Raw genomic sequence first — 14,956 nt, forward strand, 5'->3', positions numbered from 1 at the left:
GGCTTCTGGAACCCTCGGAAGGAAGCCAAGCCATGGCCATGGACGTCATCTCCGTCATCCGCACCAAGCGGGACCGCGGCGAGCTCAGCGACGCACAGATCGACTGGGTCATCGACGCGTACACCCGCGGGGAGGTCGCCGACGAGCAGATGTCCGCACTTGCCATGGCGATCCTGCTGAACGGCATGAACCGCCGCGAGATCGCCCGCTGGACGGCCGCGATGATCGCCTCCGGCGAGCGCATGGACTTCTCGTCCCTGTCCCGCCCGACCGCCGACAAGCACTCCACGGGCGGCGTCGGCGACAAGATCACGCTGCCGCTGGCCCCCCTGGTCGCGGCCTGCGGCGCGGCCGTCCCCCAGCTGTCGGGCCGCGGCCTCGGCCACACCGGCGGCACGCTGGACAAGCTGGAGTCGATCCCCGGCTGGCGCGCCCTGCTGTCCAACGAGGAGATGCTGAACGTCCTCGACACCACCGGCGCGGTCATCTGCGCGGCGGGCGACGGCCTGGCCCCCGCCGACAAGAAGCTCTACGCCCTCCGGGACGTCACCGGCACGGTCGAGGCGATCCCGCTGATCGCGTCCTCGATCATGTCCAAGAAGATCGCCGAGGGCACCGGCTCGCTGGTCCTGGACGTGAAGGTCGGTACCGGCGCCTTCATGAAGACCATCGAGGACGCCCGCGAACTGGCCTCCACGATGGTCGGCCTCGGCACCGACCACGGCGTGAAGACGGTCGCGCTCCTGACGGACATGTCCACCCCGCTGGGTCTGACCGCCGGCAACGCCCTGGAGGTCCGCGAGTCGGTGGAGGTCCTGGCGGGTGGCGGCCCGGCGGACGTGGTCGAGCTGACGGTCGCCCTGGCCCGCGAAATGCTGGACGCGGCGGGCATCAGGGACGCCGACCCGGCGAAGGCCCTGGCCGACGGCTCCGCGATGGACGTCTGGCGGCGCATGATCGCGGCCCAGGGCGGCGACCCGGACGCGACGCTTCCGGTGGCCCGCGAGCAGCACGTGATCAAGGCCCCGGCCTCGGGCGTCCTGACCCGGCTCGACGCCTACGACATCGGCGTCGCGGCCTGGCGCCTGGGCGCCGGCCGGGCCCGCAAGGAGGACCCGGTGCAGGCGGGCGCGGGTGTCGAGATGCACGCCAAGCCGGGCGACACGGTCACCGAGGGCCAGCCCCTCCTGACCCTCCACACCGACACCCCGGAGCGCTTCGAGTACGCCCTCCAGGCGATCGAGGACTCCTACGACGTCGCAGCACCCGGCACGGACTTCACGGCGTCGCCGGTCGTGCTGGAGCGGATCGCCTGATCCCGGCCTGGTACGGGGTGACGGTCCCCCCGGGCACCGTCACCCCAGCACCGCCGCCACCACCAGCACCGGCACCGCCAGCACCGTCGACAGCAGGATCGCCTCCCTGGCCGGCACCTCGCCCAGCTGGAGCACAGCGCGCCGATCGTCGTGCGGCCCACGCCCCAGCCACGCGCCGCACCCACCGCCACGAAGACACCCGCCGCCGCTGCCGTGCTCATCGCCGTGACCAGCAGCCGGTCGGAGAAGATCACGGACAGGTCGGCCTGCGCGAGGGTCGTGAAGAGCAGCGCCGGGGACGCCACGTGAAAGGCGAGCTTGGTCAGGACCTCGCGGCCGCCGTCGCCCAGATACCCCCGGCGGCCGATCAGATAGCCGACGCCGATGACGACGGCGATGACCGCGAACCCTGCTCAGCACCCCCTGCACGGAGCCTCCCGGCCGGCGAAGAGGGCATCGGGCAGCGCGGCAGGGGCAGATGGTTGGGGCATACAGCCAACCCTCTGGGGAAGGCGCCGCCCGGGTCAATGTGATCCTTGCGGCGCCGACAGGACGCACAGACGCGATGAGTTACAGCCGCCCGCCCGGTCTACCGATCGTGGACGCCATGACACCGCCCGTGCTCGTACTGCCCGGCCCTGTCACCCGGGACGAGGTGAGAGGGCTCAGCGACGAGGTACGGGCACTGCTGCACGGCAGCGGTGCCCGGGTCGTGGTGTGCGATGTGGCAGGCCTGGGGCCGCCGGGGCTCGCCGCCGTCGACCTGTTGGCGAGGCTCCAGCTGGCCGCCCGCCGGGCCGGGGGCCGGATCCGGTTGCGGGACCCCGACCCCGCCCTACGCGCCCTGCTCGACCTGGTCGGTCTCCGCTTCGAGGTGGAGGGGCAGGTCGAAGAGCGGGAACCAGCGCTGGGTGTCGAGGAAGCAGTGAAACCCGGTGATCCGGCCGTCTGAGATCTCCAGCACCTGGACCGCCCACGGCATGAAGCCGCCCTTGTCCGGGTCCGGCTTGTACTGGGCGAACCCCGGCAGGCCGTTGACCTGGACGGGCACCAGCCGGGAACCCGCGCAGGGCGCGCCGAGGGTGGTCATGAAGCCGGTGATGTCCCGCGTGCCGGTCAGCCACAGGTCGAACGGCGGCATCGTCATGACCGCGTCCTCGTGCAGCAGGGCCGTCAGCGCCGTCATGTCGTAGCCCTCGAAGGCCGCCACATAGCGGTCCAGCAGCTTCTGCTGGTCCTCGTCCAGCGGGTCGGAGACGGCCGCGTCGGCGCCCGGCTCCTGCCGCTCGGCCAGGGTGGCGCGGGCCCGCTGGAGGGCGCTGTTCACCGACGCCACCGAGGTGTCCAGCAGCTCGGCGACCTCACTGGCCTTCCAGGCCAGGACCTCGCGCAGGATCAGCACGGCCCGCTGCTTGGCCGGGAGCTGCTGCAGGGCGGCCATGAAGGCGAGCCGCACGGACTCCTTGGCGACCGCCGCCTCCGCCGGATCGTCGGGCGTGGGCAGCACACGGGCGTCCGGCATGGGCTCCAGCCAGGTGTTGTCCGGTCGGGGGGAGAGGGCGGCCTGGGCGAGCGGGGTGGACTCGGTCAGGTCCATGGGCCGGGCGCGCTTGTTGCCCGCGGTCAGCATGTCCAGGCACACGTTGGTCGCGATGCGGTAGAGCCAGGAGCGCAGGCTGGAGCGGCCCTCGAACGTGGCGTAGCTGCGCCAGGCGCGGACCATCGTGTCCTGCACCGCGTCCTCGGCCTCGAAGGAGGAGCCGAGCATCCGGTAGCAGTACCCCGTGAGCTCGGTTCGGTGTGCCTCCAGCCTGATGTCCAGGTCCGTCGGTGTCGCCGTGCCGTTCGCCATCTCCACCCACCCCTGTGGAAGTTCTGTTCACGCGCCTTCGCGCCCCAGCACTTCGGAAGCTACCGCAGCCCACTGACAACGGCCCCCCGAGCGCACAAACGCGCAGGTGGAAGCAGTGATCCAGACCGGCTGCGACGGGCCCGCGGGCCTTCACACGAGCTCCTTGACCGACATGAGCAGATGCCGGTGCTCCCCGGCCGCCGCGGCCGTGCCCGCCTCCCCGTCGCCCGGCACGGCGTGCAGCAGCGCCCGCTGCCCCGCCCCCAGCAGCTCCAGCCGCACCCGCGGGCTCTCGAAGGACGCCAGCGCGTCCAGCAGGTAGGCCGGGTTGAACGCCACCGGCATCTCGTCGGCGCCGCTCAGCGCGGCGGCCAGCCGCTGGGCCGCCACGTCGTCCCCGTAGCCGGCGCGCAGCCGTACGGAGCCGTCGGCCGAGAAGTCCAGCCGTACCGGGCTGTTCGCCTCCGCGACCACCGCGACCCGCCGCACCGCCTCCGCGAGCCCCTCGCGCTGCACCTCGGCGACCGCGGCCCCCGTCATGTCGAACAGCGATGTGTACGCGGGCAGCCGCCCGTCCAGCAGCCGCAGCGCGGTCCGCGTCCGCCCGCCCTCGAAGCCGATCAGCCCGCCGCCCCCGCCCGGCTCCCAGCCGATCCGCACGTCCCCGCCGCGCCCCAGCGACCGCGCCACGTCCAGCAGCCGCCGCGCGGGCAGCAGCATCTCCACGACCCCGTCACCGGCGGTGGCCTCCGGCTTCCACTCCAGCCGCCGCACGGCGTACCGGTAGCGGTCCGACGCCGACAAGGTCATCTCCTCGCCGTCCAGGCGCAGTTGTACGCCCGTCAGCAGGGGCAGCGTGTCGTCGCGTCCGGCGGCGACCGCGACCTGGGCGACGGCGGTCGCGAAGGCGGCGGCGTCGACGGTGCCGTAGGGCCCCGGCGGCGCGGGCAGGGACGGGTACTCCGCGAGCGGCAGCGTCGACAGCCCGAAACGCGTGCCGTCCGCCTCCACCGTGAACCGCGAGCCCTCCAGGACACAGCCCACCGGCCCGTCCGGCAGCACCCGGCAGACGTCCAGCAGCCGCCGCCCCGGCACCAGCACCCGCCCGGGCGCCGCGACCTCCGCGTCGGCCTCCACCCGGACCGCCGCCTCGAAGTCGAACCCCGTCACGGCCAGCCGCCCCGCGTCCGCCTCCAGCAGCAGCCCGCCCAGCACCGGCACCGGCGTCCGCCCGGGCAGTGCGCGTGCCGCCCGGTTCACGGCGTCGGCGAACTCCGTACGGTCGACCCGGAACTCCATGGAAAATCCCCCTGCTCGGTCCGGTGATCAGTCGGCGCGGACGGTATCCGCACCCACTGACAACCGGCCCCCAGCAGGGGGGATGTCACCGGTGTTCAGGCAGCCGCCAGTTGCCGGCGCTGCAGGCGTGCCGCCCGGGTCCCGAAGACGGTGATCGTCACGACGCCGACGACCGCCAGGAGTCCGACCCCGACCGTCCCGGCCCAGCCGCCGGCGTGGAAGGCGATCGCGCCGACCGTGCTGCCCGCGCTGGAGCCGATGTAGTACGCCGACTGGTACAGCGCCGAGGCCTGGGCGCGGCCGTGCGCGGCCGTCTTGCTGACCGCCGAGGAGGCGACCGCGTGGCCCGCGAAGAAGCCGCCCGTGATGAGGACCAGGCCCAGCAGGACCAGCGGGAGGGAGCCCGCCAGGGACAGCAGCAGGCCCGCCGTCGTCGTACCGCCCGCCGCGTACAGCGCGCCCCGGCGGCCGAGCCGCCCGACCAGGCGGCCCGCCGTCGACGCCGACACCGTGCCGACCAGGTACACCAGGAAGATCGAGCCGATGATGCCCTGCGGCAGCGAGAACGGGGCCTCGGTCAGCCGGTAGCCGATGACCGTGTACACGCCGCCGAACACCGTCATGAACAGCGCGCCGATCGCGTACAGCCGGCACAGCAGCGGGTTGGACAGGTGGTCGCGGACCGTCCGGGCCAGGACGCGCGGCCGCAGCGAACCGGCCCTGAAGTGCTTCGGGGCGGGGAGCAGCAGCCGGAAGGCCACCGCACACGCCACCGCGATCACGCCGATGACGCCGACGGCGACCCGCCAGCCCCACTCCTGCGCGACCCAGCCGGTGATGACCCGGCCGCTCATCCCGCCCACGCTGTTGCCCGCGACGAACAGTCCGATCGCGGTGATCAGCGCCTTCGGGCTGACCTCCTCCGCGAGATACGCGGTCGCCGACGCCGGCAGCCCGGCCAGGGCGGCGCCCTGCAGCGCCCGCAGCGCGATCAGCACTCCGAGGGAGGGGGCCAGCGGCACCAGCAGCCCGAGCGTGACGGCCACGGCCAGCGAGGCGGTCATCACCGTACGGCGTCCGAAGCGCTCCGACAGGGCGCTCATCGGCAGCACGAACAGCGCCAGCCCGCCCGTCGCGGCGGCCACCGTCCAGCTCGCGTCGCTCGCCGCCACCCCGAACTCGCCGGAGATCAGCGGGAGCAGTGCCTGGGTGGAGTACAGCAGCGCGAAGGTCGCGACACCCGCGAGGAAGAGGGCGAAGCTCATCCGGCGGTAGCCGGGGCCGCCCGGGGACACGCGTGAGTCGGCGGCAGGAACAGAAGCATCGGCGCCCACGATGGTGGACGCCCCGGTACTGGCGGGAGACATGCCTCGAACCTACGTACGCCGCACTCATCCGTCCAATGCATGGAACGGTCATAATCGTTCCCATGATGCATCAACCGAGCTCACAGGGTCGCCTGTCACCAAGCAGTGACACAGAAGACAGGGCAGAGATGTCGAAGGTGCTGGCGCCGCGCCTCGCGTACTTCGCGGGCGTCGCCCGCACCGAGCACGTCACCCGCGCCGCCCAGGAGATGGACGTCCCGCAGTCGACCCTCTCCCGGTCCATGGCCCGCCTGGAGCAGGACCTGGGCGTCGACCTGTTCGCCCGGCACGGCCGCACGGTCTCCCTCACCCCGGCCGGCCGCACCTTCCTGACCTCCGTCGAACGCGCCCTGGCCGAGGTCGAGCGGGCCGTCGAGGAGGTGCGCGCCGACGCCGACCCGACCACCGGGAAGGTCGCCTTCGGCTTCCTGCACACCATGGGCGCCGAGACCGTCCCGGGCCTCCTGCACGCCTTCCGCGCCGACCACCCGCGCGTCCGCTTCAGCCTCGTCCAGAACTACGGCGAGGCGATGCTGGAACGCCTTCGCGCCGGCGAGCTCGACCTGTGCCTGACGTCCCCGGTGCCGGATGCCCCCGACCTGGTGGCCCGCCGCCTGGACGAGCAGAAGCTCCGCCTGGTCGTCCCCGCCGACCACTCCCTCGCAGGCCGCCGCCGCATCCGTCTCGCCGAGGCGGCCGACGAAACCTTCGTCACCCTGGAACCCGGCTACGGCCTGCGCCGCATCACCGACGACCTCTGCAAGGAGGCCGGCTTCAAGCCCCGCATCGCCTTCGAGGGGGAGGAGGCGGAAACCCTGAGGGGCTTGGTGGCGGCCGGTCTCGGAGTCGCCCTCCTGCCCCCACCAGCCGTTCCCCGCCCGGGAGTGGTGGAACTGACGGTCACGGCCCCAAGGGCGGCCCGCGAAATCGGGGTCGCCTGGTTGGAAGGCCACCCGGACACGCCTCCGGTAGCGGCTTTCAAGAAGTTCCTGCTCTCAAGAAGAGGCAGTTTGTTGCCCACCTAAGGGGCGCGGGGAACTGCGCGAGCAACCACTCAGACGCCCACACTCCGAAAACCACAGGCGCCCCGACGGCGCTACCGCCGAGAAGGGCTGAACCCCGCGGCCAACGGCATCCGCAGCCCCAACGGCGGCGGCGCCGCGAACGCGTCCCGCACGGGCCGCGACACCGCCCGCCCGAACAGCGCACCCATCACGAAGTCCTCCGCCAGTGCGAGGACTTCGTCCCGGTACTGGTGCAACCCGTGGCCGTCCCCGTGCACTTCGAACCGGCACACGTCCCGATTCGCCTTCTTCGCCCGCGCCGCCAGCCGGAACGACAGCTCGGGATCGGTCCGCCCGTCGTTCGTGCCGTGCACGATCAGCACCTGGCGCCCGACCAACTGCTTCACCGGTTCGGGTGGCGCCGCGGCGTCCTCCTCCGGCAGCCAAGGAGCAAGCGCCAGCACGGAGTTGACGGCCTCGTGGCCACCCGCCCGCAAACCCGCCCGGCCGCCCATCCCGAGTCCGACGAGGCAGACCGGGACGTCCCCGTAGCGCCGTACGGCCTCGCCCGCGGCCCATGTCGCGTCCTGCGCGAGATTGGCCTCGCCGCCGTTCCACCCGCGGTAGCGGTAGTGCACCACGTGCGTGGCGAGACCCTCGTCCCGGCCCGCGCGGGCCAGGCGGCGCCCGAGGGCGCGCACGGAGGCGGTCGCCAGCATGGGCGACGGTCTGCGGCCGGAGACCTGGTCGCCGCCGGGGAGCAGCAGCACCGCGCCGCTCACCGCCGTCGGCTCCGGACCGAGTGCCCTGCCCAGCCGGGCCCTGCGAACCGGCGTCGCTTGGTGTGCCATGACAGAACAGTGTCAGAAGCGCGGGTGTACTCGACCCGACGTCGGGGTCACCGTTACGTATCGACGAAAACGCAAAGCATCCGGGAACGCGTCATCTACGCGCGTAGGAGTTAGAGTGCGGAAATGACGAGCCAGACCATTGCGAACACCCCGACACCGGACCAGATCCGCCGGGCGCCCAAGGTTCTGCTGCACGACCACCTCGACGGCGGTCTGCGCCCCGGCACGATCGTCGAACTCGCCCGCGAGAACGGCTACTCCCAGCTCCCCGAAACCGACCCGGAGAAGCTCGGCGCCTGGTTCCGCGAGGCCGCCGACTCCGGTTCCCTGGAACGGTACTTGGAGACGTTCTCGCACACCGTCGGCGTCATGCAGACCCGCGACGCCCTGGTCAGGGTCGCCGCCGAGTGCGCCGAGGACCTGGCCGGGGACGGCGTCGTCTACGCCGAGGTGCGCTACGCCCCCGAGCAGCACCTGGAGGGCGGCCTCAGCCTCGAAGAGGTCGTCGAGGCCGTCAACGAGGGCTTCCGGGAAGGGGAGCGGCGCGCACGGGAGAACGGCCTGCGCATCCGCGTCGGCGCGCTGCTCACCGCCATGCGGCACGCGGCCCGTGCCCTGGAGATCGCCGAACTCGCCAACCGGCACCGCGACCTGGGAGTGGTGGGTTTCGACATCGCGGGCGCCGAGGCCGGCTACCCGCCCACCCGGCACCTCGACGCCTTCGAGTACCTCAAGCGCGAGAACAACCACTTCACCATCCACGCCGGCGAGGCCTTCGGGCTGCCCTCCATCTGGCAGGCCCTGCAGTGGTGCGGCGCCGACCGGCTCGGGCACGGCGTGCGGATCATCGACGACATCCAGGTCCGCGAGGACGGCCGCGTCGAGCTCGGGCGGCTCGCCTCCTACGTCCGGGACAAGCGCATCCCCCTGGAGCTGTGCCCGAGTTCCAACCTCCAGACCGGGGCGGCCGCCTCGTACGCCGAGCACCCCATCGGGCTGCTGCGCAGGCTGCATTTCCGTGCCACAGTCAATACGGACAATCGTCTTATGTCGCACACCAGCATGAGCCGGGAATTCGAGCACCTCGTCGAGGCGTTCGGATACACGCTCGACGACATGCAGTGGTTCTCCGTCAATGCGATGAAATCAGCGTTCATTCCTTTCGATGAACGACTGGCCATGATCAATGACGTGATCAAGCCCGGATACGCCGAGCTGAAATCCGAATGGCTGTTCCGGCAGGCCGCTTCCACCAGCGGTTCTGCCGATTCAGAGGGCTGATCTGGGAGTATTCGGCACGCAGCGGATGCGGACGGTGTTCACCATCCGTCCGCATTTCGATGTTTGCGGGGGGTGGTGCTGGGTGTTTACGGTCGCTGGACCGTTCACCCACCCCCGTCATCCCGTTACGAGGACGCATTTCATGAAGCAGTCTGCTGCCAAGTCCCTCGGTGTCGCCGCTCTCGGTGCCGCCTTCGCCGCCGCCGGTGCGGGCGCCGCCAACGCCGCCCCGGCCCTCCCGGACACCGCCCAGACGCTGGACACCGTCACCGCGGCGCTCCCGGCGGAGCAGCTCTCCACGACGCTGCCGGGCTCGGGTGGGGCGCTGGGTCAGGGGCAGACGGCGGCCGGTGCCGGTCTGGCCGCCGCCCAGCCGGTCGCCGAGCAGGTGCTCGCCAACGGCCCGACGGGCCCGGCCGCCAAGCTGCTGGGCGGACTCCCGGTGCAGGGCCTGCCCACGCACGGCCTGCCGGTGAACGGCGTGCCGGTCGGCTGACCCTCCCGCCGAGGCGGCCACACATGCCGAGGGGGCGCATCCGCACGGGGTGCGCCCCCTCGGCGTTCTCGCAGACGGGCGTCACCAGGCCGTCTGGGTGTTGCCGTGCACCTTGTCCTCCGAGGGCAGCACGATCCAGAGCGCGATGTACAGCAGGAACTGCGGGCCGGGCAGCAGGCACGAGACGAGGAAGATCACCCGCATCGTCGTCGCGGAGGTGCCGAAGCGCCGTGCCAGCGCGGCGCACACTCCGCCGATCATGCGGCCGTGGGTGGGGCGGGCGAGGCGGGACATGTGCGACTCCTTCGTGAGGGTGTGTGAGGTCTCTCGTCCGAGTACCCCATCTGCACTCCACGCTACGGAGACGAAGGGGGCAAAGCGTCGCTCCACGGGGCGATCCCGACCCTGGGAATCGTCGGGGTCCGACCCTGAGCCGGCTCCTCCGCGGGGAGGGGCACGCCGAGCAGGCCGACGGTGGTGCGACGGCGCAGCCAGGAGCGGCCCGCCGGAACCAGCGCCAGATGCGCGAGGGCCACGCCCGTGGTGTTCAGGAACAGCGAGTCGACGTCGACGACCTGACCCGGCACGCCGGTCTGCAGCAGTTCGATGCCCCAGGAGAGCAGGGCGCCGGCCGCGACGGTGCGCAGCAGGGACGCCAGCGGCGAGACGTCCAGTCTGCCGCGGACCGACGGCAGCAGCACACCCAGCGGGGCGAGCAGGGCCAGCCCCTCACCGATCCGGCGGGCCGCCTCGGGCCAGCCCAGGGCGAGATCGGCCCGGATCCCGGCGAACGGCCGCAGATTGGCGGGCATCACCCAGGGCACGTCCAGCGGCCGCAGCGTGAGCCAGGCGACGAACGCGAGGTGTGCGACGAGGAGGACACCTCCTGTCACACGGATGCGGAACGCGGCGCTGCCGCCGATGGAGCCTTGACGCTGCACGCCTCCCTAGACGCGGCCTCCGGCAGGGTCGGTTCCGGGATGGGCCCCGGTATCCCGGTGAGGCATGCGCCACAGCCCGGGCGGGTCACTCCCCGGCCACGTCCTTCGAGGGCGGTTCCGTGCTGCCCGGCCGGGCCCGGACCTCGTCGGTGCACTCGTAGCGGCGCGGGGACTCGGACCCGGGTCCGCCCAGGACCACCGAGCCGTCCCCCTCGGCCGCCGCCGAGTCGGAGAAGGTGCAGACGATCTGCGCGAGGGCGTACGAGGTGAGGCTCGCCGGTGCCGTGCTCAGCCGCAGCGTGTCCTCCGGGTCGCCCGGGCGCGGCCCGCCGACGGTGATGCCGCCACGGACGTCCGTGCTGTGGCCGGCTTCCTTCTCGGCGGTCGACGGCTGAGTGGCGAGCTGGTCCAGCAGGCCCTGCGCGACGAGCATGCGCCGCTCGGAGTCGGCCGCGCCGTCCGGGACCCGCACGGTCCGGTCGACGGTCACCAGCGAGGAGCCGCACAGCAGGAACACCTGCACCGGCAGCCCCCGGGCGGCCTGCGTGGAGACGTCCGGCTCGGCGAGCGAGCACTGCACCCGCGAGGGCGCGGGCCCGAAGTTGGTCGGCACCTCCGTGGCCCGGATCCCGCAGCCGGCCAGCAGCACGGCGAGAGCCGGAACGGCGAGCAGCCGGGACACGGCCGTGAGACGTGCGGACATCAGGCGTCCCCCTTCGAGTCCTCGCCCTGGGGCCGGTCGGTGTCGCTCTCGGGCGTCAGCTCGTCCTCGGCGGGCGGCTCCTCCGCGGGGGAGGTGCCGCGCGGGAGCCGCAGGGTGAACACCGCACCCGAGTCGGGCGAGTTGGCCGCGGTGATCTCGCCGCCGTGGATATGGGCGTTCTCCAGCGCGATGGACAGGCCCAGGCCGCTGCCCTCGGAACGCGGCCGGGAGGCGCTGGCCTTGTAGAAGCGGTCGAACACGTGCGGCAGGACGTCCTCCGGAATGCCGGGCCCGTGGTCCTGCACCTCGATGACGATCGAGTCGTCCGCCTCCCGCACGGACACCCGCACCGGGGAGCCGCCGTGCTTGAGCGCGTTGCCGATGAGGTTGGCCAGGATGACGTCCAGGCGGCGCGGATCCAGGCGGGCGTGGAGGCCGCGCTCGGCGTCCAGCTCGACCGCGTCCAGCCAGGCGCGGGCGTCGATGCAGGCGGTGATCTGATCGGCGAGGTCGACGTCGTCCAGGACGAGCCGGGCGGTGCCCGCGTCGAAGCGGGTGACCTCCATCAGGTTCTCGACCAGGTCGTTCAGCCTCCGCGTCTCGCTCACCACCAGCCGGACGGCCGGCTCGATCATCGGGTCCATGCTGCCCGTCTCCGCCTCCAGCTCCTCCTCGAGCACCTCCGTCACGGCGGTGATCGCGGTGAGCGGCGTGCGCAGCTCATGGCTCATGTCCGCCACGAACCGCCGGGACGCCTCGTCGCGCGCGGCCATGTCGGCGACCCGCTTCTCCAGCGCCTCGGCCGCGTTGTTGAACGTCCGCGACAGATCGGCGAGTTCATCGGTCCCGGAGACCCGCAGCCGGGTGTCCAGCTTGCCCTCGCCGAGCCGCCGTGCGGCCGCCCCGAGCCGCTGCACCGGCTTCAGCACGGTCGTCGCCGCGGCCTGCGCGAGCAGCGCCGAGCCGATCAGCGCGAGGCCGGTGGCGATGCCCAGCGACCAGGCCAGCGAGTTGAGGTCCTTGGCCTCCGGCTCCAGCGACTTGAGCATGTAACCGGTCGGACCGCCGCCGATCACGCGCGTACCGGCCACCAGGTACGGCGTGTCGTGGTCGACTATCCGCTGCCAGTACAGGTGGTACGGGTGCTTGTTGGCTCCGTCGAGCTTCTGCGTCTTGTTCACCGCCGTGCGCAGCGAGACCGGCACGTCGCGCAGCGAGAAGCCGCTCAGCCCGCCGGAGCTGCCGTAGACGGTCCTGCCCTCGGTGTCGCGGCCGACCAGCAGCACGCTGAAGCGCTGGTCGCTGCCCGCCATCTGGCCCGCGGTGTGCTGCAACTCGTCCTGCGTCGGACGCTCGGGCAGCGCGCCCGCCCGGTTCTGCATCTCCTGCTCGAAGTCGCGCAGCACGGCGTCCTGGGTGCGGGTGAGCACGGCCTCGCGGTTGAGCCAGTACGCGATCCCCGACGCGGACACGGCGGCCGTCAGGGCCACCAGGCCGAAGACGACGACCAGTCGCAGCCGCAGGCTGGTGAAGCGCAGCCGCGACAGAACTCCCTTGCGCGCCCCGGTCCAGCCGTGGGCCCCCCCTTGGTGCGCCTGGGTCACTGAGGCGTGTCCAGCCGGTAGCCGACACCCCGCACGGTGCGGATCAGCGTCGGGGACGACGGCACGTCCTCGACCTTGGCGCGCAGCCGCTGGACACACGCGTCCACGAGCCGCGAGTCGCCCAGGTAGTCGTGCTCCCACACCAGCCGCAGCAGTTGCTGCCGGGACAGCGCCTGGCCCGGCCGCCGGCTCAGCTCCAGCAGCAGCCGCAGCTCGGTCGGCGTGAGCTGGAGGTCCTCGCCGTTCTTCGTCACGGTCATCGCCGAGCGGTCGATGACGAGGCTGCCGAAGGTGGCCGCGTCGTTCGACTCCCGCTCGCCGCGCCGCAGCACGGCCCGGATCCGGGCGTCGAGCACGCGCCCCTGCACCGGTTTCACGACGTAGTCGTCGGCGCCGGACTCCAGCCCGACGACCACGTCGATGTCGTCGTTGCGCGCGGTCAGCAGGATGATCGGCAACTGGTCCGTGCGCCGGATGCGCCGGCACACCTCGAACCCGTCGATGCCGGGCAGCATCACGTCCAGCACGATCAGATCCGGCCGCTGCTCGCGAAGGAGCTTCAGACCGTCCTCACCGCTGGCAGCGGTCGCCACGCGGTGACCCTGGCGCGTCAGTGAGAGCTCCAGGGCCGTCCGGATGGCGTCGTCGTCCTCGATCAGCAACAGGGAAGGCACGCGCTCATTCTGGCCCATGGAGGGGTCGAGGTTCGACCGGTGGGGGCCCAGTCGTTGTGGCCGGTACCGCCGACGCGTGTGCGGGACCTGTGGTCGAGCTGTGGCCGACCCCTGTGACAGGTCTGTGACAGTCGGCGGACACGGCCATGAAAGTGCCGCGGCAAGCTTCTCGGCACAGGCAAGGAAGCCCGCCAGACAGGCGGGCCGCACACCGGAAGTCCACGACGGGGGGCGCGAGATGAACACGCTGCACGGCATCAGCACCAGCGCAGTTGTCACGCGTCTGCACGATGTGCACCGGGGTTCCGAGAAGTCCGGTGCTGTGAGCGGGCGGGGGTGCGCTCGCGGCACCGGGCGTCAGCACACCGGGTTCATGACGGTGGTCGACGCACCTACGGGGGAGATCAACAAGGGGTCCGCGGCGGCAACCGCGGCGGGCACCGTCGGGGGAGCAGCGTACGGGGAGGGCTCGGGGGAGCGCCGTTCGCTGACGGAGACCGTAGATGCCGAAGCGGCGTTTACCGCCTACGTCCAGGAGCGCCGCGCCTCCCTGTACGCAACCGCCTACCACCTCACCGGCGACCGTTTCGAGGCCGAGGACCTGCTGCAGAGCGCGCTGTTCTCGACCTACCGGGCGTGGGACCGGATCAGTGACAAGGCGGCGGTCGGCGGATACCTCCGCCGCACCATGACCAACCTGCACATCAGCGCCTGGCGGCGCCGCAAGCTCAACGAATACCCGACCGAGGAACTGCCGGAGACGCCCGGTGACACGGACGCGATGCGCGGCACCGAGCTGCGCGCGGTCCTGTGGCAGGCACTGGCCCGGCTGCCCGAACTCCAGCGCACCATGCTGGTCCTGCGCTACTACGAGGGCCGCACGGACCCGGAGATCGCGGAGATCCTCGACATCAGTGTCGGCACGGTGAAGTCCAGCATCTGGCGGTCGCTCCGCCGGCTGCGCGAGGACGAGGTCCTCAGCTTCGGCCGTGACGAGGAGGACGCCTTCGGCGAGCTTGTCGCCTGAAGGTCGGGGGGGAGCACCACAAAGGGAGCCCACGGGGGAACTGGGGAACTGTAGAGACGCTGGGGGGCGTCTCCACAGGAGAGTGGGGGGCTCGGGGGAGCACAACGGGGGAGTACAGAAGCGGGACTGGAGGGCCGGGGGGTCCGTCCGGTCCCGCTTTCTCTTGTGCCCCGCCGCCAGGCCCCGTCCGGCCGATCTTGCCGGGCTCGTGTGCCCTGGCACGGCGCTGCCCGTAGCCCTTCGAGCACGGGAGATGCCTGCACGCTGCGTTGCGTCAGTCGCCTACGCTCCGCGGGCTCTCCCCCTGCTTTCGGCGGGGACCCCCATCCTCCGGCCTGCGATGCACCATGCTAGACCCGCTCGCTGATCCGGCCTGATCGACCGGACAGGGCAGGCCTCGCAGGGAACCGTCCACGGCGCGGTCAGCCCGGCTGCAGCCCCACCGGTCCGTCGCCGGGCACGGCAGCCTGCCGCTCGCCCTGGCGTTGGGGCGCGGGCCGTTCGGAGGATCGGTGGGAGTGGCGCCGCGGGCCGGGCTACG

At 72.1% G+C, this 14,956-nt stretch carries 15 protein-coding genes and 1 pseudogene; 6 read left to right on the forward strand and 10 right to left on the reverse strand.

From position 1 onward, the window contains the following. Positions 1 to 32: 32 nt before the first annotated feature. On the forward strand, positions 33 to 1,316 hold the full coding sequence (locus tag G3I77_RS20825; RefSeq protein ID WP_248505923.1) for a thymidine phosphorylase: 1,284 nt from the start codon (positions 33 to 35) through the stop codon (positions 1,314 to 1,316). Between the two features lie 122 nt (positions 1,317 to 1,438). Here the strand turns inward: G3I77_RS20825 and G3I77_RS20830 are convergent. After that, positions 1,439 to 1,745 (reverse strand): annotated as a pseudogene (locus G3I77_RS20830) (AEC family transporter); the annotation flags it as partial. Positions 1,746 to 1,881: 136 nt separating this feature from the next. On the opposite strand from G3I77_RS20830, the gene G3I77_RS20835 reads away from it, so the two are divergent. Continuing rightward, positions 1,882 to 2,268 (forward strand): STAS domain-containing protein, encoded by a 387-nt coding sequence (locus G3I77_RS20835; RefSeq protein ID WP_248505924.1) that lies wholly within the window; start codon positions 1,882 to 1,884, stop codon positions 2,266 to 2,268. Here the strand turns inward: G3I77_RS20835 and G3I77_RS20840 are convergent. The 3 genes from G3I77_RS20840 to G3I77_RS20850 form a co-directional block, all read right to left on the reverse strand. Beyond that, complete coding sequence (locus G3I77_RS20840; protein WP_248505925.1) at positions 2,152 to 3,168, reverse strand: sigma-70 family RNA polymerase sigma factor; 1,017 nt, start codon at positions 3,166 to 3,168, stop codon at positions 2,152 to 2,154. The genes G3I77_RS20835 and G3I77_RS20840 overlap by 117 nt on opposite strands. Before the next feature lie 150 nt (positions 3,169 to 3,318). After that, positions 3,319 to 4,467, reverse strand: a complete 1,149-nt coding sequence (gene dnaN, locus G3I77_RS20845) for a DNA polymerase III subunit beta (RefSeq protein ID WP_248505926.1) — start codon at positions 4,465 to 4,467, stop codon at positions 3,319 to 3,321. A 95-nt stretch (positions 4,468 to 4,562) separates the two neighbouring features. Beyond that, entirely contained in the window at positions 4,563 to 5,834 is a 1,272-nt protein-coding gene (locus G3I77_RS20850; protein ID WP_248505927.1) for an MFS transporter, read from the reverse strand. A gap of 62 nt (positions 5,835 to 5,896) precedes the next feature. On the opposite strand from G3I77_RS20850, the gene G3I77_RS20855 reads away from it, so the two are divergent. After that, on the forward strand, positions 5,897 to 6,859 hold the full coding sequence (locus G3I77_RS20855; RefSeq protein WP_248505928.1) for a LysR family transcriptional regulator: 963 nt from the start codon (positions 5,897 to 5,899) through the stop codon (positions 6,857 to 6,859). Positions 6,860 to 6,930: 71 nt separating this feature from the next. Here the strand turns inward: G3I77_RS20855 and G3I77_RS20860 are convergent, their stop codons facing one another. Next, on the reverse strand, positions 6,931 to 7,689 hold the full coding sequence (locus tag G3I77_RS20860; protein WP_248505929.1) for an alpha/beta hydrolase: 759 nt from the start codon (positions 7,687 to 7,689) through the stop codon (positions 6,931 to 6,933). 123 nt (positions 7,690 to 7,812) lie between these two features. Between G3I77_RS20860 and G3I77_RS20865 the strand changes: the two genes are divergently transcribed. Continuing rightward, entirely contained in the window at positions 7,813 to 8,970 is a 1,158-nt protein-coding gene (locus G3I77_RS20865) for an adenosine deaminase (protein ID WP_248505931.1), read from the forward strand. 142 nt (positions 8,971 to 9,112) lie between these two features. Then, positions 9,113 to 9,466, forward strand: a complete 354-nt coding sequence (locus G3I77_RS20870; protein ID WP_248505933.1) for an ATP-binding protein — start codon at positions 9,113 to 9,115, stop codon at positions 9,464 to 9,466. An 81-nt stretch (positions 9,467 to 9,547) separates the two neighbouring features. On the opposite strand, the gene G3I77_RS20875 is transcribed toward G3I77_RS20870, so the two are convergent. The 5 genes from G3I77_RS20875 to afsQ1 form a co-directional block, all read right to left on the reverse strand. Further along, positions 9,548 to 9,760 carry a PspC domain-containing protein gene (locus G3I77_RS20875; protein WP_248505935.1) on the reverse strand — a complete coding sequence of 71 codons (213 nt, stop codon included), beginning with the start codon at positions 9,758 to 9,760 and terminating at the stop codon, positions 9,548 to 9,550. A 62-nt stretch (positions 9,761 to 9,822) separates the two neighbouring features. Beyond that, on the reverse strand, positions 9,823 to 10,407 hold the full coding sequence (locus G3I77_RS20880) for a VanZ family protein (protein ID WP_248505937.1): 585 nt from the start codon (positions 10,405 to 10,407) through the stop codon (positions 9,823 to 9,825). An 85-nt stretch (positions 10,408 to 10,492) separates the two neighbouring features. Continuing rightward, positions 10,493 to 11,110 (reverse strand): hypothetical protein, encoded by a 618-nt coding sequence (locus G3I77_RS20885; protein WP_248505939.1) that lies wholly within the window; start codon positions 11,108 to 11,110, stop codon positions 10,493 to 10,495. Continuing rightward, positions 11,110 to 12,714, reverse strand: coding sequence for a HAMP domain-containing sensor histidine kinase (locus G3I77_RS20890; RefSeq protein WP_248505942.1), 1,605 nt, complete (start codon positions 12,712 to 12,714; stop codon positions 11,110 to 11,112). The genes G3I77_RS20885 and G3I77_RS20890 overlap by 1 nt, the downstream gene beginning before the upstream one ends. Further along, entirely contained in the window at positions 12,711 to 13,388 is a 678-nt protein-coding gene (gene afsQ1, locus G3I77_RS20895) for a two-component system response regulator AfsQ1 (RefSeq protein WP_184987488.1), read from the reverse strand. The genes G3I77_RS20890 and afsQ1 overlap by 4 nt, the downstream gene beginning before the upstream one ends. Before the next feature lie 238 nt (positions 13,389 to 13,626). Here afsQ1 and G3I77_RS20900 point away from each other — a divergent pair, with 238 nt between their 5' ends. Then, positions 13,627 to 14,415 (forward strand): SigE family RNA polymerase sigma factor, encoded by a 789-nt coding sequence (locus G3I77_RS20900; protein WP_248505944.1) that lies wholly within the window; start codon positions 13,627 to 13,629, stop codon positions 14,413 to 14,415. The last annotated feature ends 541 nt before the right edge of the window (positions 14,416 to 14,956 follow it).

This window comes from Streptomyces sp. D2-8 (genome assembly GCF_023184515.1).
Classification (GTDB): domain Bacteria; phylum Actinomycetota; class Actinomycetes; order Streptomycetales; family Streptomycetaceae; genus Streptomyces.